Source organism: Actinoalloteichus caeruleus (genome assembly GCF_049311605.1).
GTDB lineage: Bacteria > Actinomycetota > Actinomycetes > Mycobacteriales > Pseudonocardiaceae > Actinoalloteichus_B > Actinoalloteichus_B caeruleus.
On record NZ_CP186005.1, the window covers coordinates 3,865,882 to 3,887,870 of the forward strand.

Consider the following 21,989-nt stretch of genomic DNA (forward strand, 5'->3'; position numbering starts at 1 on the left):
CCCGATGGGCGCGCCGGCCGTGCCGAGGGTCGCGGATCAGACGGTGAAGCCGAGCGCCCGCAGCTGCTCGCGGCCGTCGTCGGTGATCTTCTCCGGCCCCCATGGCGGCATCCACACCCAGTTGATCCGGATGTCGCTCACCAGACCGCCACCAGGCCCGCTGGTCAGGGCGGCCCTGGCCTGGTCCTCGATGACGTCGGTGAGCGGGCAGGCCGCCGAGGTCAGCGTCATGTCGAGGGTGGCGACGTTGTCCTCCCCCACCTGCACGCCGTAGAGCAGGCCGAGGTCGACGACGTTGATGCCGAGCTCCGGGTCGACCACGTCGCGCATGGCCTCCTCGAGGTCCTCGACCGAGGGAAGGTCGGCGCGGGGGGCTGGCGGCTCGGGCAGCGAGGCCGCGCTCCGGTCCTCGGTGGACGCGCCCCCCACCGCCTGCTCAGCCTGGGCGTCGCTCATCGTGTCTCCTCCTTGCCGGTCGAACGGGACACCGCGTCCTTGAAGGCCATCCACCCGAGCAGGGCGCACTTGACCCGCGCCGGGTACTTGGCCACCCCGGCGAACGCGATGCCGTCCCCCAGTACGTCCTCATCAGGTTCCACCTGCCCACGTCCCTGCATCAACTCGACGAACGCGGCGTGCACGTCGAAGGCGTCCCGGACGGTGCGGCCGATGACCAGATCGGTGAGCACGGAGGTCGCCGCCTGGCTGATCGAGCAGCCCTGCCCGTCGTAGGACACGTCGACGACCGTCGCCGACGGATCCGTCCCGGCCGCGCCGTCGAGGTTGACCCGCAGGCTGACCTCGTCACCGCACACCGGGTTGATCTGGTGGGACTCCGCGTCGAAGGGCTCACGCAGACCTCGGCCGTGGGGGTTCTTGTAGTGGTCCAGGATGATCTCCTGGTACATCTGGTCCAACTGCATCCCGAGCTCCCCTAGGCCGTCCCGAAGAAGCGCTGTGCCTCCCGGACGCCCTCCACCAGCGTCGTCACGTCGTCAAGGTCGTTGTAGAGATAGAACGTGGCCCGCACCGTCGCGGGAACGGCCATCCTACGGTGCAACGGCCAGGCGCAGTGGTGTCCGACGCGCACGGCCACCCCCAGGCTGTCGAGCACCTGCCCCGCGTCGTGCGGGTGCACCCCGTCGACGGTGAACGACACCGCGCCGCCCCGGTCGACCATGCTGGTGGGACCCACGATGCTGACACCGGGGACCTCGGAGAGCGCGGACAGCGCTGCCTCGGTGAGCAGGTGCTCGTGGGCGGCGATCCGTTCCATCCCGACCACCGAGAGGTAGTCGACCGCGGCACCGAGACCCACCGCCTGGGAGGTCATCGGCACGCCGGCCTCGAACCGTTGCGGTGGCGGCGCGAAGGTGGACCCTTCCATCCGCACCATCTCGATCATGGATCCCCCGGTGACGAACGGGGGCAGGGACTCCAGCAGCTCGCTCCGGCCGTAGAGGACGCCGACCCCGGAGGGGCCCAGCATCTTGTGCCCGGAGAACACCGCGAAGTCGACGCCGAGCCCGGCGAGGTCGACCGGCAGGTGCGGAACGGACTGGCAGGCGTCGACCACGGTCAACGCACCCACCTGGCGGGCCCGGTCGACGAGCGCGGCCACGGGGTTGACGGTGCCCAGGACGTTCGACTGGTGCGTGAACGCCACCACCCTGGTGCGCTCGGTGACGAGTTCGTCGAGGTCACCGAGGTCGAGCCGGCCCTCGTCCGTCACCCCGAACCAGCGGAGGGTGGCGCCGGTGCGCTGGCACAGCTGCTGCCAGGGCACCAGGTTGGCGTGGTGTTCCATCTCGGTGACGACGATCTCGTCACCGGGCCCCACCCGGAACCGCTCCGCCTCGGGGCCGCCGGTGGCGGCGTTGCTCATCGCGTACGCCACCAGGTTCAGCCCCTCGGTGGCGTTCTTGGTGAACACCACCTCCTCGGGCCGGGCGCCGACGAACCGGGCCACGCGGGCGCGGGCGCTCTCGTAGGCGTCGGTGGCCTCCTCGGCGAGCTGGTGCGCTCCCCGGTGCACCGCCGCGTTGGAGGTCTCCAGGAAGGCGCGCTCGGCGTCGAGCACCTGGGTCGGGCGCTGCGCGGTGGCGCCCGAGTCCAGGTACACGAGCCGCTTGCCGTCCCGCACCGTGCGGGCGAGGATCGGGAAGTCGGCCTTGATTGTCACGATGTCCAGCGGCGTCGCCGTCGATGTCATCGCCCGCCGCCTCCTTCCACTGCTCGCATGATCCTCGCCTCGCGCCGCTGTTCCCGCCGGCTCAGACCGCCGCCGACTCCTTGGCACCGGTGAAGCGCACGTAGCCCTCTTCCTCCAGCTGGGTCGCCAGCTCGGCACCGCCCGACTCGACGACCCGGCCGCCCGCGAAGACGTGCACGAAGTCCGGGGTGATGTGCTTGAGGATGCGGGTGTAGTGCGTGATCAGCAGCACTCCCTTGTCCTTGTTCGCGGTGTAGCGGTTGACGCCCTCGGACACCACCCGCAGCGCGTCCACGTCGAGACCGGAGTCGGTCTCGTCGAGCACGGCGAACTTCGGCTTGAGCAGGTCCAGCTGGAGGATCTCGTGCCGCTTCTTCTCACCGCCGGAGAAGTTCTCGTTCACGCTGCGCTCGGCGAACGACGGGTCGATGTCGAGGTCGGCCATCGCCTGCTTGACCTCCTTGACCCAGTGCCGCACCTGCGGGGCCTCGCCCCGCGCGGCGGTCGCGGCGGTCCGCAGGAAGTTCGACATCGAGACGCCGGGGACCTCGACCGGGTACTGCATGGCGAGGAAGAGCCCGGCGCGGGCCCGCTCGTCGACCTCGAGCTCCAGCAGTTCCTCACCGTCGAGCAGCACCGAACCGGAGGTGACCTCGTACTTGGGGTGGCCGGCGATCGCGTAGGCGAGGGTCGACTTGCCCGATCCGTTCGGACCCATGATCGCGTGCGTCTCGCCGGAGTTCACCGTCAGGTTGACGCCCCGGAGGATCTCCTTGGCGGCGTCGTCGGTCCTGACCGAGACGTGCAGGTCCTTGATTTCGAGGGTGGCCATGGTGTGTTCGTTCTCCTGGTGTTGACGGGTGGCTTGGGGGTGGGGGCCGGCGGGAGACGGCGCGGCGGGTACTAGTCGGGACTTCCGACCGGCTCGGTGGCGACGTGGACGTGTCCGTCCCGGACCTCCACGGCGTACACCGGGACCGGCTCGCTGGCCGGCGGGCCGGAGGGTTCCCCGGTCCGCAGGTCGAAGCAGGCTCCGTGCAACCAGCACTCAAGGCCGTCACCGGTGACCTCGCCCTGGGACAGGGGCACCTCGGCGTGGCTGCACCGGTCCAGCAACGCGTGCACGTCGTCGCCCCGCCTGACCAGTACCACGGGTGTGCCCGCCACGGACACCGCGACGGGACGTCCCTCGTCGAGGTCCGCCAGCGGGCACACCGGCGTGTGGGTCACGCGCCGACCGCCGCCAGTTCGGCGTCGATCGCGGCCTCGAGGCGTTCCCTGACCTCGGGGACCGTGATCTTCTGCAGGATCTCGCCGAAGAACCCTCGGACGACCAGCCGGCGGGCGACGTCCTCGGGGATGCCCCTGGCCTGGAGGTAGAAGAGCTGCTCGTCGTCGAACCGGCCGGTGGCGCTGGCGTGCCCCGCCCCCTCGATCTCCCCGGTCTCGATCTCCAGGTTGGGCACGGAGTCGGCGCGGGCGCCGTCGGTGAGGATGAGGTTCCGGTTCAGTTCGAACGTCTCGGTGCCCTCGGCCGCCGCCTGGATCAGCACGTCACCGATCCAGACGGTGTGGGCGCCCTCACCCTGGAGCGCGCCCTTGTAGAGGACGTTGCTCCGGCAGTTCGGGACCGAGTGGTCCACCAGCAGGCGGTGTTCCAGGTGCTGCCCCGCGTCGGCGAAGTACAGGCCGAGCAGTTCGGCGTCGCCTCCCCGCTCGCGGTAGTTCACCGTGGAGGACACCCGGACCAGGTCCCCGCCGAGGGTGACGGAGAGGTGCCGCAGGGTCGCGTCCCGGCCGACAGCCGAGTGCTGGGCGCCGACGTGGACGGCGTCGTCGTCCCAGTCGTGCACGGTGACCACGGAGAGCCGGGCCGACTCCCCGACGACGAACTCGACGTTGTCGGCGACGGTGCCCGCGCCCCGGTAGTCCAGCACCACCACGGCGTCGGCGAACCGCTCCGCCCGGACCTGGACGTGGCCGTAGGCGGTGGTGCCCTGGCCGGGACCGGTGACCGTGACGTGGACGGGCCCCTCGGGCCTGGTGTCGGCGGCCACGGTGACCACGGTGGCCTCGGTGAAGGAGGACCAGGCCTGCGCGGCGACCCGGTCGGCGGGCACGCCCGCCGCTCCCAGCCGCTCGTCCTCCCGGCCGACGGTCTCCACCGTCACGCCCTCCACGCCGCTGTCCACGGCGACGGCGAACGAGCCGGTGGCGGTGGCCGAGCCGTCGTGCAGCCCGCGCAGTCGCTTCAGCGGCGTGAACCGCCAGTCCTCCTCGCGGCCCCCGGGGACCTCGAACGCGTCGACCTCGTAGGAGGTGAAGCGCTCGCCCCGCGAGGACTGCGGGATCACCGGTCCTCCGTGCGAGTGGTCGGTCAGCCCGTGCTGGGCCGGGGTGGTGTCCAGTGGTGCAGCCATCTCAGCCGACGGCCCCTTCCATCTGCAGCTCGATCAGTCGGTTCAGTTCGAGGGCGTACTCCATGGGCAGCTCGCGGGCGATCGGCTCCACGAAGCCGCGCACGATCATCGCCATGGCCTCGTCCTCGGTCAGCCCACGCGACATCAGGTAGAACAACTGGTCGTCGCTGACCTTGGACACGGTCGCCTCGTGCCCCATGACGACGTCGTCCTCACGCACGTCGACGTAGGGGTAGGTGTCGGACCGGCTGATGGTGTCCACGAGCAGCGCGTCGCACTTCACGGTGGACTTGGAGTGGTGGGCGCGCTTGGCGACCTTCACCAGACCCCGGTAGGAGGTCCGCCCGCCGCCCCGGGCCACCGACTTGGAGACGATGGTGGACGAGGTGTGCGGCGCGAGGTGCTCCATCTTCGCGCCGGCGTCCTGGTGCTGGCCCTCACCGGCGAAGGCGATGGACAGCACCTCGCCCTTGGCGTGCTCCCCCATCAGGAAGACCGACGGGTACTTCATGGTCACCTTGGAGCCGATGTTGCCGTCGACCCACTCCATGGTCGCGCCCTCTTCGGCCTTGGCGCGCTTGGTGACCAGGTTGTAGACGTTGTTCGACCAGTTCTGGATGGTCGTGTACCGGCAGCGGGCGCCCTTCTTCACGATGATCTCGACGACCGCCGAGTGCAGCGAGTCGGACTTGTAGATCGGCGCGGTGCAGCCCTCGACGTAGTGGACGTAGGCGTCCTCGTCGACGATGATCAACGTCCGCTCGAACTGGCCCATGTTCTCCGTGTTGATCCGGAAGTAGGCCTGGAGCGGGATGTCGACCTGGACGCCCTTGGGCACGTAGATGAAGGAGCCGCCGGACCACACGGAGGTGTTCAGCGCGGAGAACTTGTTGTCGCCCGCCGGGATGACGGAGCCGAAGTACTCGCGGAACAGCTCGGGGTGCTCCCGCAGGCCGGTGTCGGTGTCCAGGAAGAGGACGCCCTGGGCCTCCAGGTCCTCCCGGATCTTGTGGTAGACGACCTCGGACTCGTACTGCGCGGCGACACCCGCGACCAGCCGCTGCTTCTCCGCCTCGGGGATGCCCAGCTTGTCGTAGGTGTTCTTGATGTCCTCGGGCAGGTCCTCCCAGCTGGTGGCCTGCTGCTCGGTGGAGCGCACGAAGTACTTGATGGTGTCGAAGTCGATGCCGGAGAGGTCGGCTCCCCAGTTCGGCATCGGCTTGCGCTCGAAGAGCCGCAGCGCTTTCAGCCGGGTCTCCAGCATCCAGTCCGGCTCGTTCTTCTTGGCGGAGATGTCCCGAACGACGTCCTCGTTCAGGCCACGCCGCGCGCTGGCACCCGCCACGTCGGAGTCGGCCCAGCCGTACTCGTAGTTGCCCAGAGTCGCCAGGGTCTCCTCCTGGCTCAGCGGCTCCGTCTGCGTGGTGGGTGTGCGCTGCTCGGCAGCGGCAGTCATACGGATTCCCCTCCGTCCCGGATCGGGGCTGTCATGCCCGGACGCGCCGAACGCGCCGGATCACTGTTCGGGTTCCGCGCCTCGCCCGGACGGGCGAGCGCGCGGTCATTGTCGATCGTCGTTCCGGTCGCCCGGGGTGGGGTTGACCGGCACGTGGGTCGTGCAGGCCGCGTCACCCCTGGCGATCGTGGCGAGGCGCTGCACGTGGGTTCCGAGCAGGTCGGCGAACACCGCGGTCTCCGCCTCGCACAGCTGCGGGAACTCCGCGGCGACGTGCGCCACGGGGCAGTGGTGCTGGCAGAGCTGCTCCCCTGTCCCGACCCGGCGGGTCGAGGAAGAGTAGCCCTCCCTGCTCAGCGCCGCGGCCAGCGCCTCCGCCCTCGCCGCGACGTCCGGTTCGGCGACAACCGCGTCCCGGTGCCGTTCGACGAGCGCCGCGACACGGCGCTCCGCGAACAGCCGGACCGCCCGTTCCCCGCCCTGTTCGGCGAGGAAGCGCAGCGCGGCGACCGCCAGGTCGTCGTAGGCGTGCCCGAACTGCGCCCGTCCCCGCTCGGTGAGCTGGAACAGCCGGGCCGGGCGGCCACGACGGCGTGAGCCGGCGGGCCTGGGCGCCTCCCGGCTGGAGGCGTGGCCCTCGGCGAGCAGCGCGTCGAGGTGTCGTCGCACCGCGACCGCGCTGACGCCGAGCTGCTCGGCGATCGCCGCGGCGGTGCGCGGCCCCTGCTCCAGCAGGACCCGCGCCACCGACTGGCGGGCCCGACCGTCGATGGGTTGCGGCGCCTCGGAGGCGAGCTGGTCGCCCTCCGCGTCACCGCACCCCTCGGTGGCCTGTCCCGCCAATTTCACAACACACAGGTTACGTATTTCCCCCGGACACGCAAAACCTCACGGCGATCACGTGATCCACATCACGCCCACGGCTGGTCGCCCTCCGCGGTCCCCGGCGGGGCGGAACACCGTCTCGGCTGGTCAACCGGGCAAAATACCCGATCGGGGCCGTACCGGCACCGGGGCCCGGGGCCGGCAGATACTCTTCCGTCTCGTGGCGGCGGGCGAGACGGTCGGGGGCCAGCCGACCGAAGACGAAGATCACACCAGGCCGGATCGGCACCCGGACCGGGGTGGTGCGGGCGCCCGCACCACCACCCCCACCGCGACCCGCGCCGAGCCGCTGACGGACCCGGAGCCCCTGAACGACGCCGAACGACGCCAACTCGACGTCGTCCGGCGCTTCGGCACCGTCGGAGCACTGCTGATGGGTGTCGGGGCGCTCGGCGCCGGGGCCGCCCCGGTGATCAACCCGCTCCCCGGCGTCCGTGTGCTCGGCCTGATGACCCGGATGCCCACCGTCGCGTTGGCCTGCACCTTCACCGGGATGTTGATGGTGGTGCTCGCCTGGCTGTGGCTGGGCAGACTGGCCGCCCCACGCCGGCGGAGGCTGATCTCCCGTTCCCAGATGGACCGCACCATGGTGATGTGGGCGCTGCCCTTCGTCGTGGCCCCACCGATGTTCAGCCGGGACGTCTACAGCTACCTCGCGCAGAGCGAGATCGCCGTGCGGGGCATGAACCCCTACGAACTGGGACCGGCCGACGCCCTCGGGGTGGACGACCCGCTGACCCGGGGCGTCACCAACATCTGGCGCGAGACCCCGGCCCCCTACCAGCCGCTCTTCCTCATCCTGTCCCGCGGCATCACGATGATCGTGGGCGGCGACAACGTCATCCCCGGGATCCTGCTGCACCGGGTGCTCGCCCTCGCGGGGTTCGCCATGATCGTCTGGGCGCTGCCCCGCCTCGCGCGGCGGTGCGGCGTCCAGCCCACCTACGCGCTGTGGCTGGGGGCCGCCAACCCGCTCGTCCTGTTCCACCTGGTCAGCGGCATCCACAACGAGGCGCTCGCGATCGGTCTGATGCTCGCCGGGTTCGAACTCGCGCTGGCCCGGTCCGCCCTGCTCGGCACCGTCATCGTGGCCACCGCCGCCATGGTCAAGCTCCCCGCCGCGCTCGCGCTCGGGTTCCTCGGCGCCGCGCTGGCCCGCCGGGCCGGTGGCCGGATCAGCGACCTGCTGCGCACCGCGGCCTGGATGCTGGCGGTGTTCGCGACCGTGGTGGTGGCCGCGTCGCTGGGCAGCGGCCTGGGCTTCGGCTGGATCGAGGCGCTGAGCACCCCCGGGATGGTCCGCAGCTGGCTCTCCCCGGTCACCGCGGTGAGCCAGACCAGTGCCGGCCTCGGCATCCTGCTCGGACTCGGCAACCACACCGACGCCATCCTGGCCCTGGCCAGGGCGCTCGGGTACGCCGCCGCCGCCGGTGTCTGCGGCCGCCTGCTGTGGGTGTCCTTCCGGGGCAGGATGGAACCGATGGTCGGGCTCGGCGCCGGGCTGGGCGCGGTCATGCTGCTCGGCCCCGTCCTCCACCCGTGGTACCTGCTGTGGGCCGCTCTCCCGCTGGCCGCGTCCAGCACCCGGCTGCGGTTCCGGCTCTCCGCGACCTGGCTGTCGGCCCTGGTGGCCTGCGCGGTGTTCCCGCCGGGGTCGGCGTTCGACCACCGCCTGTACGTGCCGCAGTTCGCCATCCTGGCCGCACTGGTCACCCTCATCCTGCCGCTGCTGCTGGTGCGCGGCCGCATCCCGAAGGCTGAGCGGCTGTTCCACCCGGCGCCGCCCGGCCGATGACCCTGCGGTTAGGCTCAACCGTCGTGAGCCCCACCGCCGACGAACCCGCTGTCCAGGTCCGGGGCCTGGTGAAGCGTTACCGGACGACGGTAGCGGTGAACGGGCTCGACCTCACTCTTCCCCGGGGTCAGGTGCTCGCGCTGCTCGGCCCCAACGGCGCGGGCAAGACGACCACCGTCGAGATCTGCGAGGGTTTCCTCCGCCCGGACGGCGGATCGGTGCGCGTCCTGGGGCTCGACCCGGTCGCCGACGCCCCCCGCCTGCGCCCGAGGGTCGGCATCATGCCGCAGGGCGGTGGCGCCTACCCGGGCGTCGGGGCGGAGGAGATGCTGCGGCTGGTCGCCGCCTGCGCCGCCGCCCCGCTGGACGTCGACTGGCTGTTGCGGGTGCTCGGGCTCGAGGGCGCCCGCCGAACCCGCTACAAGCGGCTCTCGGGTGGCCAGAAGCAGCGCCTTTCCCTGGCCTGCGCCCTCGTCGGACGCCCGGAACTGGTGTTCCTCGACGAGCCAACGGCCGGGATGGACCCGCAGAGCAGGCTGCTCGTGTGGGAACTCGTCGCGGCCCTGCGGGCGGACGGCGTCAGCGTGCTGCTGACGACCCACCTGATGGACGAGGCCGAGGAGCTGGCGGACCAGGTCGTGATCGTCGACCACGGCGCCGTGGTCGCGCGGGGCAGCCCGTCCGAGCTGACCGCGACCGACGACCAGCAGCTGCGGTTCCGCACCCGCCCCGGTCTGGACACCGACGTGCTGGCCGGCGCGCTGCCCGCCGGGTGCGTGGTCAGCGAACCCCGACCCGGCACCTACGTGGTGCGCGGGACGATCACACCCCAGGTGGCCTCCACCGTGACGGCGTGGTGCGCGCGCCACGAGGCCTACGCCCAGGACATGCGGGTGGCGACCAGGAGCCTGGAAGACGTCTTCCTCGAACTGACCGGACGGGAGCTCCGCTCGTGACCGACGTGCTCTCGCCGGAGTCCCGTTTCGCGCCGGGCACGTTCACCCCGTCACCCGGGCGCGGGCGCGTGTCGCGGATGCTGTTCACCCAGGCCAGGACCGAGCTGCTGCTCAACCTGCGCCACGCCGAGCAGCTCCTGCTCACGATGATCATCCCGATGGCGCTGCTCATCGGCCTGAGCACCCTCCCGCTGCTGCCCATCGACGAGCCGAGGGTGGACTCGGTGGCCCCCCGCGTGTTCGCGCTCGCGGTGATCTCCACCGCCTTCACCGGGCAGGCCATCATGCTCGGGTTCGACCGCCGCTACGGCGTGCTCAAACGCCTGGCGGCGACCGCGCTGCCCCGGTGGTCGCTGGTGGCCGCCCGGGTGCTCGCCAACCTGGCGATCGTCGCGGTCCAGCTGCTGCTGCTCGGCGTGGTGGCCGCCTTCCTGGGGTGGACGCCCTCCCTGGCTGGAGTCGCGGGCGGCGTGTGCCTGCTCCTGCTCGGGGTGGCCGCGTTCGGCGCGCTTGGCGTGCTGGTCGGCGGGGCGCTGCGGGCCGAGGCGGTGCTGGCGATCGCCAACGCGGTGTGGTTCGTGCTGCTCCTCGCGGGAGGAGTGGTCCTCCCGGTGGACAGCCTTCCCGACGGGTTGGCCGCCGTGGTGCGCCTGCTCCCGTCGTCGGCGCTGGCCGAGGGGATGGAGTCGGTGCTGCGCGAGGGTGCCTTCCCCGGGTGGGCGCCGTTGGTGGTGCTGCTCGGTTGGGCGACAGTGGCGGGCGTCTCGGCAGTGCGTACCACCCGACTGACCTGAGCGGGGCCCGGCCTAGCATTGCGGCGTGTCGCTTCCCGCCTTTCTCGTCCGTTTCCTGGACCGCTTCTCCTCGCCGAGTCCCCGGCTGATGCGCGCGTTCGCGATCGCCGCCGTGGTGACCCACGCGGGGATCGCGGTCACCGGTTCGGTGGTGAGGGTCACCGGGTCGGGGCTGGGCTGCCCCACCTGGCCGAACTGCTTCCCCGGAAGTCTCGTCCCCGTCGCGCACCCCGAGTACGACACCCTCAACCAGTGGATCGAGTTCGGCAACCGGTTGCTGACCGGCGTGGTGGGCTTCGTCTCGCTGGCCTGCCTGTTCCTGGCTCTGATCACCCGCCCTCGGCGGCGTCGACTGGTGCTGCTCGCGCTGGCGATGCCGCTCGGCACCCTGGCGCAGGGGATCATGGGCGGCATCACGGTGCTGATGGAGCTGCGGTGGTGGACGGTCGCCCTGCACTTCCTCGGATCCTCGTTGCTGGTCTGGCTGGCGGTGCTCCTGGTGCGGGCGAGCACCGAGGGCGACCAGGAGGAACGTCCGCTCGTGCCCGGCGCGGTGCGCGGACTGGTGCTCACGATGAACATCGTCCTGGCGGGGCTGCTGGTCACCGGCACGCTCGTCACGGCGGCCGGACCGCACTCGGGGGACATCGACACGCCTCGCCTGGAGCTGCCGGTCGCCAACCTGGCGCAGGTCCACGCCGAGTTCCTGTTCCTCTTCCTGGGCATGCTCATCGCCCTCGGGTTCACGATGCGGGCGGTCTCGGCGCCGGCGCGGATGTGGCGCGGGTTCTGGTGGGTGGTGGGCGTCGTACTCGCCCAGGGGACGGTCGGGATGGTCCAGTACTGGACGGGCGTTCCCGAGGTGCTGGTGGCGCTGCACGTGCTGGGCGCCGGCGCGACGGTGGTGGTCGTCGCGTGGTTCTGGACCACCCTGCGTGACCGGGGCCGCGCGCCGGTCCCCTTCTCCACCCGAGGGCGGGCCTCGGACGGCTCGGCCGCCGCTCCCCGGGAGCCGGTCGGCGCGGGAAGCTCCGACTGAGCACGGGGCGGCGGGCGCGGTCAGCGTCGGCGGGGGCGGTCCCGCGACCACTGTTCCCACAGCTCGGGGAGCTGGTCGGCGAGCCACTCGTAGAACTGGTTGACCGTTCGGAGCCGGGCGGCGCGTTCCGAGTCGCCGGACAGCAGCCGCAGTCCCGCCGCCGTGAGGTCCCGCGCGCCGCGCACGCGGTCGAAGCGGCCCTGCACGAAGTCCGGCCACCGGCTCTCCTCCACCCGGTAGAGGGCGGCCTCCTTGCCCCGCCGGGTCGTCTTGCTCACGACGCCGGCCCGGACCAACAGCCGGATGTTGGTGCTGACCGAACCGCTGCTCGCGTCGAGGGCGGCGGAGAGCTCGGCGGCCGTCCGCTCGGGCGGGTCGCAGATGAGGAGGTACCCCAGGATGCGGCCGGCGATCAGGGGCATCCCCTCCTCGACGTAGAATGCTGCGACCTGCTCGATCCAGTTGGCGCTCGGTGTCGAGTAGCTACCTCTGTCGGTCATGGCATCAGCCTCTGCCGGTTGGTTTCACTGACCACTGAAAGTACGGTAGCTGCTGACTCTCGATCGATCAATCAGGCGGGCCGATCACCGCACCGGTCCGCCACGGGCCGCACTCACGGGAGCCGACGATGACAGAGCGCTGGAGCACTCCGGACGAGGTCCGGAGCGCACGGGAACGGATGGAAGCGGCCATTCCCGGCTGGACGGCGCCAGCCGCGTTCGGCGTGGGCGTGTCGATCTGGGACGACGTCGACTTCCCGGTGGTGAACGTCGGTACCCACCAGCTGGCCGCGGTGGTGCTGGCCACCGTCTGCGGGCACGTCTCCGGCAGCGGGAGCTACCCCCTGGAGCTGGCGGACCTCGACCAGGCGATCGAGCTGCTCACCCCCGCCGAGGCGTGCGAGGAGTTCGACCACCCGAACCTGATCTCCTGGCGGCGCATCAGGACGTTACTGGTGGCCGACCCGAGGACCCGGGCCGTCGCGGCGTTCTGCGGCGACCTCGACGAACCCATCAGCGACCCCAGTCTGCTGCGGCTGCGGGCCGCGATGCCCTGAGCCGACCGCGGTGGGGGCACCCGCGCCCCGCCCGGTGGAGCGACGCCAGTGGTGGCTGGTGCCGGGTCCCGCCACGGCCGCCGGCCTCGGTCCTCACCGGACCCGGTTGCGCACGGCGGAGGCGAAGCGGGCGACGGCGGCGGGATCGGCCGCGCCGAACCCCAGGGTGGGTTCGGTGACCTCCAGCTCCAACAACACCGGGTCACCCCCGTCTCCCCCGACGAGGTCGACCCGGGCGTAGAGCAGGTCCGATCTGGACATGCCCAGGAGGTCGGCTGCCAGGTCGACGCAGTCCTCGGCGACCCGTCGCCACCTGCCCGTCGGCGCTGCCGGCGTCAGCCCCTGTTCGTCCACCGACAGCCCGGCGTCCCTGGCGGCGGGCCCGGTGAGCAGGGCGGGTTTGGCGAAGGCGTGCGAGTACTGGCCACCGAGGAACACCAACGCGTACTCGCCCCGGCGGTCCACCTCGTGCTGGTAGGGCTGCACGACGGCGGTCGCGCCGCTGGCGTGCAGTTCGGCGAGCCAGGCCTGTGCCGCCGAGCGCTCCTCGGGACCGAACCGTCCGGCGCCCCGGGCGCCGGCCCCCACCGAGGGCTTGACGACGACCTCCCCGCCCGGCCAGTCCGCTGGCTCCCCGGGTGCCACCAGCTGGGTGGGTACCACCGGGAGCCCGGCGTGCGACAACTCCACCAGGTAGCGCTTGTCGGTGTTCCACCGCACCGCCCGGACGGGGTTGAGCAGGGTGGGAACCGAGGAGCACCATTCCAGGAACTCGGCCCGCCGCCAGGTGTAGTCCCAGGGCGACCGGAGCACGACCACCTCGTCGTCGGTCGCCTCGAAGCCCCAGGCCGCCCAGCGGGCCGAGACACCGACCTCACCCAGGGCCGTCACCAGCTCGGCGTCGTCAGCGTCCCCTCCGGGAAGCTCGGCGCAGGTCACCAGCACCACCCGGCCGCCGGAGGAGGAACCGGGCCGCCTCACCGGCCGCGAGCGCGGGGACCGGCCATCCGGCGCCGGTGCTCCGGCCCGATCGCCAGCGCCGCCACGGTGGGCTGGTCCCAGTCGCTGATCTCGACACCGGGAACCGAGGCGCACAGCCGCCGGGCGGTCTCGTCGTCGCGCACCACGAGGTCACCGAGCGCCCCGTCCCCGCCCACCAGGCAGATCCGCGCACCGGGGCGGCCGAGCGGGCTGATGACGGCCCGTGCCGCTCCGTCGTGCCGGCGGACGAAACGGCGCAACGCCTTCTGGTCGGCGCCCCGCACGGGAGGGTGCGTGGTGTCCTCACTCATGCCCCCACCCTAGGAGTTCGCGGCGGGCGGGAAAACCCACGTGTCGCTGGATATCGGTGCCGTGGGGCCCACTCCCCTGGTTGTTAGCAAGACAAACGACTATCGTGCTGGCGTGACCGCGACTCCCTCCTTCACCACCGTCCTCGACGACTACCTGGCCTGGTACTACGACCGCAACCCGGTGCACGCCGGCCTGCTCGGCTCGGTCGAGCACCTCCACACCCTCGGTGACTACTCCGAGTCGGCACTGGTGGCCACGCGCTCGGGCAACGCGGACTGGTTGCGCACCTTCGAGTCCGTGGTCGACAACGGACTCGACCACGAGTCGCGGATCGACCGCGACCTGGTGCTCGCCGTCCTGCGGGGCGCCCGCGTCGAGGAGGAGTGGCCGGCCTGGCGCCGCGACCCCGCCGTCTACGTCGGCCCCGTCTTCCGCGGGCTGTTCTACCCGTTCCTCCAGAAGCTCCTGCCGGAACCGGAGCTCGTCGAGCACACCATCCGCAAGCTCGCCGAGGTCCCGGCGGTGCTCACCGCCTGCCGGCTGAACCTCGACTCGGACCTGGCCGCCCCACTGCTCGTGGAACGCGGCCTGCGGCAGGCGCGGACAGGTCGGTCGTTCGTCACCGGGACCCTGCCCGGCCTGGTCTCCGACCCCGGCCTGCGTGACAAGGTCGCCACCGCCGCCGAACCGGCGGCGGCCGCCTTCGACGCGGTCGTCGACTTCCTCGAGGAGTTCGGGCGGCGGGCCAACGGCGACTGGCGGCTGGGCGAGGACCGCTACTCCCGGTTGCTCGTCGAGAAGGAGCTCCTCGGGTACGGGGCAGCCGAACTGCACGAACGGGGCAAGGCCGCCTACGCGGCGCTCGACGAGGAGATGCGCGAACTGGCCCGGAGCGTCCCCGGCGGGTCGGAGGACTGGCACGCCGTGATGACCAGGCTCCAGCAGGACTACCCCCCGACCCTCGAGGCGATGCGGGACGAGTACGCGGCCGAGACCGCCCGCGCCCGGCGGTTCGTCGCCGAACGGGACCTGGTCACCTTCGCCGAGGGGGAGCACTGCGAGGTGGTCCCCGCGCCGGCCTTCCAGCGGGCGATCCTCTCCGTCGCCTCCTACATGTCCCCACCGCCGCTGACGGACTCCCGCACCGGCCACTTCTTCGTCCCCCACACCCCGGACGGGTACTCGGAGGAGCAGATCATCCAGCGCCTCCAGACCAACGCCCGGGCGCAGATGCCCACCATCGCCGTGCACGAGGCCTACCCCGGTCACCACTGGCACCTCTCCTGGATGGCCGGCAACCCCCGTCGGGTCAGGAAGACGTTCCGCACCTCGTACTTCAGCGAGGGCTGGGCGCTCTACGTCGAGACGATGATGCGCGAGCAGGGGTACTTCACCAACCCCGCCCACGAACTCGGGCACCTGGAGGCGCGGTTGTTCCGGGCGGCCCGCATCGTCGTGGACACCGCCCTGCACGCCGGTGACATGACCGTCGAGCAGGCCAGGGAGTTCATGAGCACCAAGGCCTCCCTCACCGAGGACACGGCGGTGGGTGAGGTCTCGCGCTACTGCTCGTGGCCGACGCAGGCTCCCTCCTACCTGACGGGTTGCCTGGAGATCGAGGACATCCGGGCCGACTACCTGGCCGCCGGCCGGGGCGACCTGAAGGCCTTCCACGACACGATCGCCGGCTCCGGCGCGCTCCCCCTGGGCCTGGCCCGCCGGGTGGCGCTGGGCGGGTGACACCGCCACCACGATGATCCAATGAGGGCCACGCGAAACGACGAACACCCCAGCGGGAGGAGACGACATGCGGGCGATCCAGGTGAGGGAGACCGGCGGCCCCGAGGTACTGGCCCCGGTGGAGCTGCCCGATCCCGAACCGGCACCCGGCGAGGTGCTCGTCGAGCTCGGAGCGGCGGGCGTGAACTTCATCGACACCTACCAGCGCTCCGGGGTGTACCGGATGGAGGTCCCCTTCGTGCCCGGCCTGGAAGGGGCTGGCACGGTGGCGGCGGTGGGCTCCGGCGTGACCCGCTTCTCCCCCGGGGACCGCGTCGCCTGGGCGCAGACCTCGGGTAGCTACGCCGAGCGCGTCGCGGTGCCGGCCGACGGGGCGGTGCTCGTCCCCGACGCTGTCAGCGACGAGCAGGCCGCCGCGATGCCCCTCCAGGGGATGACCGCCCACTACCTGGTCGCCTCCACCAGACCGGTGGGGCACGGCGACACCGTCCTCGTCCACGCGGCGGCCGGCGGGGTGGGTCTGCTCCTCGTCCAGCTCGCCAAGGCCCGGGGGGCCCGTGTCCTGGGCACCGTGTCGACGGATGAGAAGGAACACCTCGCCAGGACCGCGGGAGCCGACGAGATCATCCGCTACACCGACGCCGACGTGGCCGAGGAGGTTCGACGGCTCACCGACGGCGCCGGCGTCGACGTCGTCTACGACGGGGTCGGGAGGGACACCTTCGACGCGAGCCTGGCCAGCCTGCGGCCCCGGGGGATGCTGGTGCTCTTCGGCGGTTCGAGCGGGCAGGTCCCCCCGTTCGACCTCCAACGGTTGAACTCGGGTGGCAGCCTGTTCGTCACCAGGCCCACCCTGGCCCACCACATCGCCGACCGGGCGGAACTGGAGTGGCGGGCGAGGGAGCTGTTCGACCTGATCACCTCGGGGCGGCTCGATCTGCGGATCGGAGGCCGCTACCCGCTCCGCGACGCGCGCGCGGCGCACGAGGACCTGGAGGCGAGGCGGACCAGTGGGAAGCTGCTGCTGCTCCCGGCGTGACCACGTCCTCGCCCACCCGGGCAGCCGGCGGCGGGACGGGGGGCGCCAGGGCCGTGCCCGACCGACCGCCGCGCCTGGTCACCTCGGCGAGGTCGGACCATGCGCATGACACCGCTCAGCCCGGACCGGCTGGCCGAACGGATCGCCGAGCGGATCGCCGGGCTGCCGGCCTCGCCCCGACCCCGGGTCGTGGTGGACGGGGCGCCGGCGGCGGAGCCGGGCGACCTCGCGACGGCGCTGGTCGGCCGGCTCCGGCGGAGGGGGCGGGAGGTGTTCGCGGTCAGCGCGGACGACTTCCCGCGTCCCGCCGCCCTCCGGCTGGAACGGGGGCGCACCAACCCCGACGCCTACTACGAGGACTGGACGGACGTGGGGGCGCTGCGGCGGGAGGTGCTCACCCCGTTGGGACCGGACGGTGACGGCCGCGCGCTGCCCCGCCTCTGGGACGCCGCCTCGGACCGTTCGGCCCGGGCGAGCCGGGTCCGGGTCGACGAGGGCACCGTGCTGCTGGTCAGCGGTGGGCTGCTGCTCGGTCACGGCCTGCCGTGGGATCTCGCCGTGCACCTGTGGCTCTCCGAGCCGGCGTTGCGCCGCCGCACCACCGCCGAGCGCGGCTGGACCCTGCCGGCGTTCGACCGGTACGAGCGCGAGGTCGCTCCTCGGGAGGTGGCCGACGTCGTCGTCCGGGTCGACCACCCCGACCGCCCGGCCGTCCTCGAGCGCTGACCGCACCGCCCCCGTCCTGCTCGCGACGGGTTCCGGGGGTGGCAGTCGCCGGTGGCGACTGGCGGGCCTGCCAGGGGCGGCGCTCAGCCCCAGTTCTCGTCGTCCAGGTTCATCCGACGGGTGCCGCCTCGGCCGGGCTGCTGACCGGGGGGCGGGGGCGGCGGCTGGTGCCGGGTGGGCGGCGGCTGCCGGTGGCCGGGCGGTGGGAACGGCCGGGACTGCTGCTGACCGGGGAACGGTGGCTGCCCCGGGGGTTGCTGCCCCGGGGGTTGCTGCGGGGGCGGCGGCTGGTTGCCGGACTGGTGCTGCCCTCCCGGCGGGGGGAACGGCGGGTGCTGGCCACTCGCCGGCGCCCGACCCGCCTCGGTGTGGCCGGGCCGGTGCACCTGGGTGCGGTCGGGGTCGTCCGGGGTGATGCGCCGGGTCACCGGTCCCTCGTTGCTCAGCCCGGCCCGTCCGAGCCACCCGCCGAGTTCGCGGACGATCACCGGGAGCGGGGGACGCCGCGCCGGGTCCTGGTCCAGCGCGGCGAGGAGCAGCTGCCGATGCACGCTGTGCTCGGGCAGGTGCACCAGTTCCGGGTCGTGCGCGGCCGCCATGAGGGAGGCCATCGCGTTCTCCCGGTAGCCCCTGGGCGGGTTCGCGGTGAGCGCGTAGCTGACCGTGGCGGCCAACTGCCAGGCGTCGGAGGCGGGGGTGGCGTCCCCGCCGCGCGCCACCTCGGGGGCGATGTAGTCGGGAGTGCCCACCATCATCCCGGTGGCGGTGAGGCTGCTGTCGCCGCTGCTGCGGGCGATGCCGAAGTCGATGAGGTGCGCGACGCCCGCCTGGTCGACCAGGATGTTCGCCGGCTTGATGTCGCGGTGCAGCAACCCCTTCTCGTGCGCCGCCCCCAAGGCCTCGGCCATGCTGGCCCACAGCCGCGCCGCGGCCACGTCGTCGAGGGTGTTCTCGCGGACGACGTCGGAGAGCGCGTCACCCTCGAGGTACTCCATGACGAGGGCAAGACCGTCGCTGCCGTCGCCGAGGTCGTTGACGATGTCGTAGATCCGGACGCAGTTGGGATGCCGCACGGCGGCGAGGGCCCGCGCCTCCCGGATCATCCGCTCCTCGCCCTCGGCATCGGGCGCGTGGGCGATCTTCACGGCCACCATCCGGTTCAGGCTGGTGTCCATCGCCAACCAGACGGATCCGAACCCGCCCTTGCCGAGCTGCCGGATGCGCTGGAACCGTCCCTGGCTCCTGCTGGCGCCGTGCCCGGCGCCGAACAGCGCGGGCGCGACCTCGGTGGCCTGCGCGGTGTCCCCCGCCCCTGGCGTCGCCGCCACCGCCCCGGCCACCGGGAAGGGCAGCGGACCGGGCGTGTTGGCCAGCTCGGAGGACCCCGAGGCCCGCTCGGGCGCGGGCTGCTCGCCCGTGCCGGAGCCCTCAGCGGCCCGCGAGTCGACCTGGGTGGCGGGGTACTGGGAGGACTGGGATGGCTGCGGGTTCATCGCGGCCAGCCGAACCTCCCGTTCCCGCTGGTCCAGCTCCCGCTGCCGCAGCTGCTGAGCGCGCTCCCGCTGGTCGAGTTCCTGCTGGCGGGCCTGGATCTGGCGGGCCTCCTCCGCCTCCCGCCCCGCGAGGGCCTGCGCCGCGTAGCGGTCGTCGGGGTCGAGGTCCCGCCGGTCCCGGGCGCCGTCCCGGTCGTGGTCCCAGTCGCGGGACCGTTCGGAGCGCTCGATGACGGCGCGGGGTGGGGAGCCGAGCAGTGCGACCACGATGACACCGGCCACCGCGGCGGGCAGGGAACCGATCCAGAGGCTGGCCACCACTCCGGCGGGTTCGCCGCCGAGCAGCAACACCAGCAGGAGGAAGGGCATCCAGAACATCCGACCGGGCCACGCCGGTCCGCGTCGCGCGGCCAGCCTGCCCTGCCAGGCGACCAGGCCGAGCAGCAGCAGGGGCAGCAGGACCAGGACGAGGATCGCCAGTGCCCGGGTCCACAACGCCTGGTCCGAGCCGAACACCTCCTCCGAGACCGTCCCGGACAGGCCGAAGAAGCTGCTGGAGGCGGGATGGACCAGCCGCACGTTCGAGGTGGCCAGCACGTAGGGCAGGAGGAAGCTGGTGCCCACCCCGACGGTGACCAGCACCAGGACGACGGGGGCTGTGTAGCGGTTGCCGATCCCCTTGCGGAGCAGGGCGACGAAGGCGGCACCGGCCGTGACGAGCAGGCTCATGCCGACACCGGTGATCATCGCGGACCACACCCAGTCACCGGGCAGGAGGTTGACGCCGAACATCCCGTACAACCAGTCCAGGAAGCCGCTGCCGACGTCAATGACGGAGTCCACCGAAGTTGTCCTCTCCACCGGTATCGATCAGGCCGAGGTGTCCGCCCGGCGCGGCGCCCCGCCGAGATCACCGAGTACCCCTGACACGATAGGACGCGCTCCGCCCGCGCCGGTGCGGAACCCCCACGGCGCCCGACGCGTTGATGATCTTGCCAGGTGCCTCACCACGTTCTCAGTTCGATCGTCGTCCAGGCTCCCAGGTGCACCCGGGTCCCCTCCCCTATCGGGTGTGGGACGTGCGGCCGGAGCACCAGACCGCTGTCCAGCATCGTGCCGTTCGCCGAGTCGAGGTCCACCACCGACCAGCCGCCCTCCGCCCCGCGAAGCAGCACCGCGTGTTCCCGGGAGACGCCCGGGTCCTCGGGTGGGACGCCCAGGTCGATCGCGGGTGGTTCGGGTGCGGACCGGCTGGCGCGGCCGATCCGCACCCGGTCGCCGGCGAGCGGGTAGCGCCGTCGGGGGCGCTCCGAGGGGAGCCGCAACCGCTCACCGGCACTGCCCGCCTCCGCCAGGACACCGGCGAAGTACCGGGGGTCGACGGTGACGAGCGCCACCCAGTTGCGAGGCCCACCAGCCGGCGGCCCTGAGCCGTCCGCGCGGCCCCCGGCCGGCCCCTCGCAGTCGTGTCCGCACTCCTCGCAGAACCGGCCCACCCTCGGACAGCCGCACCGGGGGCACGCCGCCCCCACCGCGGCGTCGGTCCCGGTCCGGCACGCGGTGGGCGGACCGAGGCCGGGTTCCGGTGCGAGGGCGGTGCCCGGGGACCGCCGCTCCCGCGCGGCACGCTCCGGTGAGGAGCATCCCGCCCCGTCCACGACGCGCTCGGGGTCGCCGGCACGTCCGGCCGGGTTCACGCCGCCCGCCGGACGGCGCACGTGGTCCGGGATGCCGCGGTCGAGGTCATCGCGGGCGTCCCAGCCGGAGGGTCCTGGTCGACCGCGCGTCGAGGGCCATCTCGGCCTCGCGGGCGACCCGCGCGCGCAGCCGGATGGTCCCGCTCCTCTCGTCCACGACCTCCACCACCTCGGCGAGCAGCTCGGCGGTCTCCTCGTGACCGGACTCGGTGGCCAGTGCCACCGCTCGCTGGAGCATGGCGGTGGCCAGTTCGGTGTCCCCACGGCGGCGGGCGTCCAGTCCGGTGCGGACGGCCTCCGCGAGGTCGGTCTGGCCGGTGTAATGGGCCAGCACCGGGTCGACGCGGGCCACCCGGTCGACATCGGCGCTCCCGGTCACCGTGACCAGCACGGGCGCGCCGAGGGGAGGACCGCCGTCCTCCTGGACGACGGTGAGGCGGGCGACGAGCACCTCCTCCCCGACCCGCAGCGGCGGGATCTCCACGCAGAGGTGGTACGTGCGGCTCTCCGCGCCCCAGCTGCCGGTGGGGTGGTCGAGGTCCTGCGGCGCGCCCGGGACTTGAACGCCTTCGAGGGAGCGCACCTCCGGGTGCACCTGCCGGAGGAACCGCGGCCGGGTCAGCTCCGGTGTCCACACCCGCAGGGCCACGGCTGGTTGCACCCGGGCGACGGCGGCCGCCACGGTCGAGCGGAAGTCGGCGGCCAGGTCCTCGGGATCGGCCACGATGTCGACCGTGCCCAGGAGCGCGGTGGTGATGGACCGCAGTTCGTCCACCCGCCAGCCGGTGCCGACCCCACGGCAGTCGCAGACGAACCGCCCCCGGCACTCCTCCAACGCGGCCGCCAGTTCCCGCAGGGACTCGCCCTGGTTGAGGCCGTCGGTGAGGAGGATGGCGTGGCGAGGGCCCGGGAGGTCGGCGAAGAGGTCGTTGGCCGCCCGCAACCACCTGCCCATCGCGGTGCCCCCGTCGGGCGTCAGCCCACCGATCGCGGTGGCGGCCTCCCGCCGGGTCCGCGCGCTGCTGACGGCGAGCCCACCGGTCTCCGGGTACACGACCCTGGCGGTGGTCGTCCCGGCGACGACCGCGAACCTCGCGCCCTCGGGCAGCAGGTCCACGGCTGCGACGGCCGCGCGCCTGGTCTCGGGCATCGTGGTCGCGGGGAAGCGCATCGAGGAGGAGCAGTCGACCAGCAGGACCTCGGAGAGCGTCCCCTCTTCCGACGCACGGGTGCCGCCGTCCGGTGGCTCGCCCGGTTCTCCGTCCTCCCTGACGGGGTGGTGGCCGGTCACCGTGATCGCCAGGTGCGCCTCGGACGCACGCTCCGACACGAAACGGTTGTGGTCGACCTCCAGCGTGAAGCTGACCTGCCGCACCATCGAACCCCC

General features: G+C 72.5%; 22 protein-coding genes. 8 read left to right on the forward strand and 14 right to left on the reverse strand.

Features of this window, described 5'->3' with window-relative positions; all coding sequences use genetic code 11:
- Positions 1 to 36: 36 nt before the first annotated feature.
- The 8 genes from ACOJVX_RS15435 to ACOJVX_RS15470 form a co-directional block, all read right to left on the reverse strand.
- Positions 37 to 456, reverse strand: coding sequence for a metal-sulfur cluster assembly factor (locus ACOJVX_RS15435; RefSeq protein WP_026418816.1), 420 nt, complete (start codon positions 454 to 456; stop codon positions 37 to 39).
- Positions 453 to 923 (reverse strand): Fe-S cluster assembly sulfur transfer protein SufU, encoded by a 471-nt coding sequence (sufU, locus tag ACOJVX_RS15440; RefSeq protein ID WP_026418815.1) that lies wholly within the window; start codon positions 921 to 923, stop codon positions 453 to 455. The genes ACOJVX_RS15435 and sufU overlap by 4 nt, the downstream gene beginning before the upstream one ends.
- Before the next feature lie 11 nt (positions 924 to 934).
- On the reverse strand, positions 935 to 2,212 hold the full coding sequence (locus tag ACOJVX_RS15445; protein WP_026418814.1) for a cysteine desulfurase: 1,278 nt from the start codon (positions 2,210 to 2,212) through the stop codon (positions 935 to 937).
- A 61-nt stretch (positions 2,213 to 2,273) separates the two neighbouring features.
- Complete coding sequence (gene sufC, locus ACOJVX_RS15450; protein ID WP_026418813.1) at positions 2,274 to 3,044, reverse strand: Fe-S cluster assembly ATPase SufC; 771 nt, start codon at positions 3,042 to 3,044, stop codon at positions 2,274 to 2,276.
- 71 nt (positions 3,045 to 3,115) lie between these two features.
- On the reverse strand, positions 3,116 to 3,442 hold the full coding sequence (locus ACOJVX_RS15455; RefSeq protein ID WP_026418812.1) for a Rieske (2Fe-2S) protein: 327 nt from the start codon (positions 3,440 to 3,442) through the stop codon (positions 3,116 to 3,118).
- Positions 3,439 to 4,632, reverse strand: a complete 1,194-nt coding sequence (gene sufD / locus ACOJVX_RS15460; RefSeq protein ID WP_026418811.1) for a Fe-S cluster assembly protein SufD — start codon at positions 4,630 to 4,632, stop codon at positions 3,439 to 3,441. Before sufD ends, ACOJVX_RS15455 begins: the two co-directional genes overlap by 4 nt.
- Before the next feature lies 1 nt (position 4,633).
- Positions 4,634 to 6,088, reverse strand: a complete 1,455-nt coding sequence (gene sufB / locus ACOJVX_RS15465; protein WP_026418810.1) for a Fe-S cluster assembly protein SufB — start codon at positions 6,086 to 6,088, stop codon at positions 4,634 to 4,636.
- Between the two features lie 105 nt (positions 6,089 to 6,193).
- Entirely contained in the window at positions 6,194 to 6,931 is a 738-nt protein-coding gene (locus tag ACOJVX_RS15470) for a helix-turn-helix transcriptional regulator (RefSeq protein ID WP_026418809.1), read from the reverse strand.
- A gap of 202 nt (positions 6,932 to 7,133) precedes the next feature.
- Between ACOJVX_RS15470 and mptB the strand changes: the two genes are divergently transcribed.
- The 4 genes from mptB to ACOJVX_RS15490 are packed head-to-tail and all read left to right on the forward strand — an operon-like array spanning position 7,134 to position 11,557.
- Positions 7,134 to 8,768 (forward strand): polyprenol phosphomannose-dependent alpha 1,6 mannosyltransferase MptB, encoded by a 1,635-nt coding sequence (gene mptB, locus ACOJVX_RS15475; RefSeq protein ID WP_026418808.1) that lies wholly within the window; start codon positions 7,134 to 7,136, stop codon positions 8,766 to 8,768.
- A complete protein-coding gene (locus ACOJVX_RS15480; RefSeq protein ID WP_051313946.1) occupies positions 8,765 to 9,724 on the forward strand; it encodes an ABC transporter ATP-binding protein in 960 nt (319 codons plus the stop codon). Before mptB ends, ACOJVX_RS15480 begins: the two co-directional genes overlap by 4 nt.
- A complete protein-coding gene (locus tag ACOJVX_RS15485) occupies positions 9,721 to 10,518 on the forward strand; it encodes an ABC transporter permease (protein WP_026418806.1) in 798 nt (265 codons plus the stop codon). The genes ACOJVX_RS15480 and ACOJVX_RS15485 overlap by 4 nt, the downstream gene beginning before the upstream one ends.
- A 25-nt stretch (positions 10,519 to 10,543) precedes the next feature.
- Complete coding sequence (locus tag ACOJVX_RS15490; RefSeq protein ID WP_026418805.1) at positions 10,544 to 11,557, forward strand: COX15/CtaA family protein; 1,014 nt, start codon at positions 10,544 to 10,546, stop codon at positions 11,555 to 11,557.
- A 20-nt stretch (positions 11,558 to 11,577) separates the two neighbouring features.
- Here ACOJVX_RS15490 and ACOJVX_RS15495 read toward each other — a convergent pair whose 3' ends face one another.
- Complete coding sequence (locus ACOJVX_RS15495; RefSeq protein ID WP_026418804.1) at positions 11,578 to 12,057, reverse strand: GbsR/MarR family transcriptional regulator; 480 nt, start codon at positions 12,055 to 12,057, stop codon at positions 11,578 to 11,580.
- 128 nt (positions 12,058 to 12,185) lie between these two features.
- On the opposite strand from ACOJVX_RS15495, the gene ACOJVX_RS15500 reads away from it, so the two are divergent.
- Positions 12,186 to 12,614, forward strand: coding sequence for a hypothetical protein (locus ACOJVX_RS15500; protein ID WP_026418803.1), 429 nt, complete (start codon positions 12,186 to 12,188; stop codon positions 12,612 to 12,614).
- Positions 12,615 to 12,707: 93 nt separating this feature from the next.
- Here ACOJVX_RS15500 and ACOJVX_RS15505 read toward each other — a convergent pair whose 3' ends face one another.
- Together ACOJVX_RS15505 and ACOJVX_RS15510 are read right to left on the reverse strand one after the other, a co-directional pair.
- On the reverse strand, positions 12,708 to 13,595 hold the full coding sequence (locus ACOJVX_RS15505) for an ATP-grasp domain-containing protein (RefSeq protein WP_155886126.1): 888 nt from the start codon (positions 13,593 to 13,595) through the stop codon (positions 12,708 to 12,710).
- The gene (locus tag ACOJVX_RS15510) at positions 13,592 to 13,906 is read right to left on the reverse strand and encodes a hypothetical protein (protein WP_026418801.1); all 315 of its coding nucleotides are present in this window, start codon (positions 13,904 to 13,906) and stop codon (positions 13,592 to 13,594) included. Before ACOJVX_RS15510 ends, ACOJVX_RS15505 begins: the two co-directional genes overlap by 4 nt.
- A gap of 112 nt (positions 13,907 to 14,018) precedes the next feature.
- Between ACOJVX_RS15510 and ACOJVX_RS15515 the strand changes: the two genes are divergently transcribed.
- The 3 genes from ACOJVX_RS15515 to ACOJVX_RS15525 all read left to right on the forward strand — a co-directional run bounded on the left by ACOJVX_RS15515 (position 14,019) and on the right by ACOJVX_RS15525 (position 17,412).
- Entirely contained in the window at positions 14,019 to 15,647 is a 1,629-nt protein-coding gene (locus tag ACOJVX_RS15515; protein ID WP_026418800.1) for a DUF885 domain-containing protein, read from the forward strand.
- A gap of 67 nt (positions 15,648 to 15,714) precedes the next feature.
- Complete coding sequence (locus ACOJVX_RS15520; protein ID WP_026418799.1) at positions 15,715 to 16,686, forward strand: quinone oxidoreductase family protein; 972 nt, start codon at positions 15,715 to 15,717, stop codon at positions 16,684 to 16,686.
- A 99-nt stretch (positions 16,687 to 16,785) separates the two neighbouring features.
- Positions 16,786 to 17,412, forward strand: a complete 627-nt coding sequence (locus ACOJVX_RS15525; RefSeq protein WP_026418798.1) for a uridine kinase — start codon at positions 16,786 to 16,788, stop codon at positions 17,410 to 17,412.
- Positions 17,413 to 17,495: 83 nt separating this feature from the next.
- Here the strand turns inward: ACOJVX_RS15525 and ACOJVX_RS15530 are convergent, their stop codons facing one another.
- From ACOJVX_RS15530 to ACOJVX_RS15540, 3 genes are all read right to left on the reverse strand, one after another.
- Positions 17,496 to 19,748 (reverse strand): serine/threonine-protein kinase, encoded by a 2,253-nt coding sequence (locus tag ACOJVX_RS15530; protein ID WP_051713035.1) that lies wholly within the window; start codon positions 19,746 to 19,748, stop codon positions 17,496 to 17,498.
- Between the two features lie 161 nt (positions 19,749 to 19,909).
- Positions 19,910 to 20,302: an FHA domain-containing protein gene (locus tag ACOJVX_RS15535; RefSeq protein WP_162147301.1), complete on the reverse strand. Its 393-nt coding sequence runs from the start codon at positions 20,300 to 20,302 to the stop codon at positions 19,910 to 19,912.
- Between the two features lie 346 nt (positions 20,303 to 20,648).
- A complete protein-coding gene (locus ACOJVX_RS15540; protein ID WP_035292039.1) occupies positions 20,649 to 21,980 on the reverse strand; it encodes a vWA domain-containing protein in 1,332 nt (443 codons plus the stop codon).
- Between the last annotated feature and the right edge of the window lie 9 nt (positions 21,981 to 21,989).

Coding starts and splice junctions, on each gene's coding strand:
- ACOJVX_RS15435 (WP_026418816.1), bottom strand. CDS start 456: ATGAGCGACGCCCAGGCTGAGCAGGCGGTGGGGGGCGCGTCCACCGAG.
- sufU (WP_026418815.1), bottom strand. CDS start 923: ATGCAGTTGGACCAGATGTACCAGGAGATCATCCTGGACCACTACAAG.
- sufB (WP_026418810.1), bottom strand. CDS start 6,088: ATGACTGCCGCTGCCGAGCAGCGCACACCCACCACGCAGACGGAGCCG.
- ACOJVX_RS15525 (WP_026418798.1), top strand. CDS start 16,786: ATGCGCATGACACCGCTCAGCCCGGACCGGCTGGCCGAACGGATCGCC.
- ACOJVX_RS15510 (WP_026418801.1), bottom strand. CDS start 13,906: ATGAGTGAGGACACCACGCACCCTCCCGTGCGGGGCGCCGACCAGAAG.
- sufC (WP_026418813.1), bottom strand. CDS start 3,044: ATGGCCACCCTCGAAATCAAGGACCTGCACGTCTCGGTCAGGACCGAC.
- ACOJVX_RS15540 (WP_035292039.1), bottom strand. CDS start 21,980: ATGGTGCGGCAGGTCAGCTTCACGCTGGAGGTCGACCACAACCGTTTC.
- sufD (WP_026418811.1), bottom strand. CDS start 4,632: ATGGCTGCACCACTGGACACCACCCCGGCCCAGCACGGGCTGACCGAC.
- ACOJVX_RS15500 (WP_026418803.1), top strand. CDS start 12,186: ATGACAGAGCGCTGGAGCACTCCGGACGAGGTCCGGAGCGCACGGGAA.
- ACOJVX_RS15495 (WP_026418804.1), bottom strand. CDS start 12,057: ATGACCGACAGAGGTAGCTACTCGACACCGAGCGCCAACTGGATCGAG.
- ACOJVX_RS15480 (WP_051313946.1), top strand. CDS start 8,765: ATGACCCTGCGGTTAGGCTCAACCGTCGTGAGCCCCACCGCCGACGAA.
- ACOJVX_RS15445 (WP_026418814.1), bottom strand. CDS start 2,212: ATGACATCGACGGCGACGCCGCTGGACATCGTGACAATCAAGGCCGAC.
- ACOJVX_RS15520 (WP_026418799.1), top strand. CDS start 15,715: ATGCGGGCGATCCAGGTGAGGGAGACCGGCGGCCCCGAGGTACTGGCC.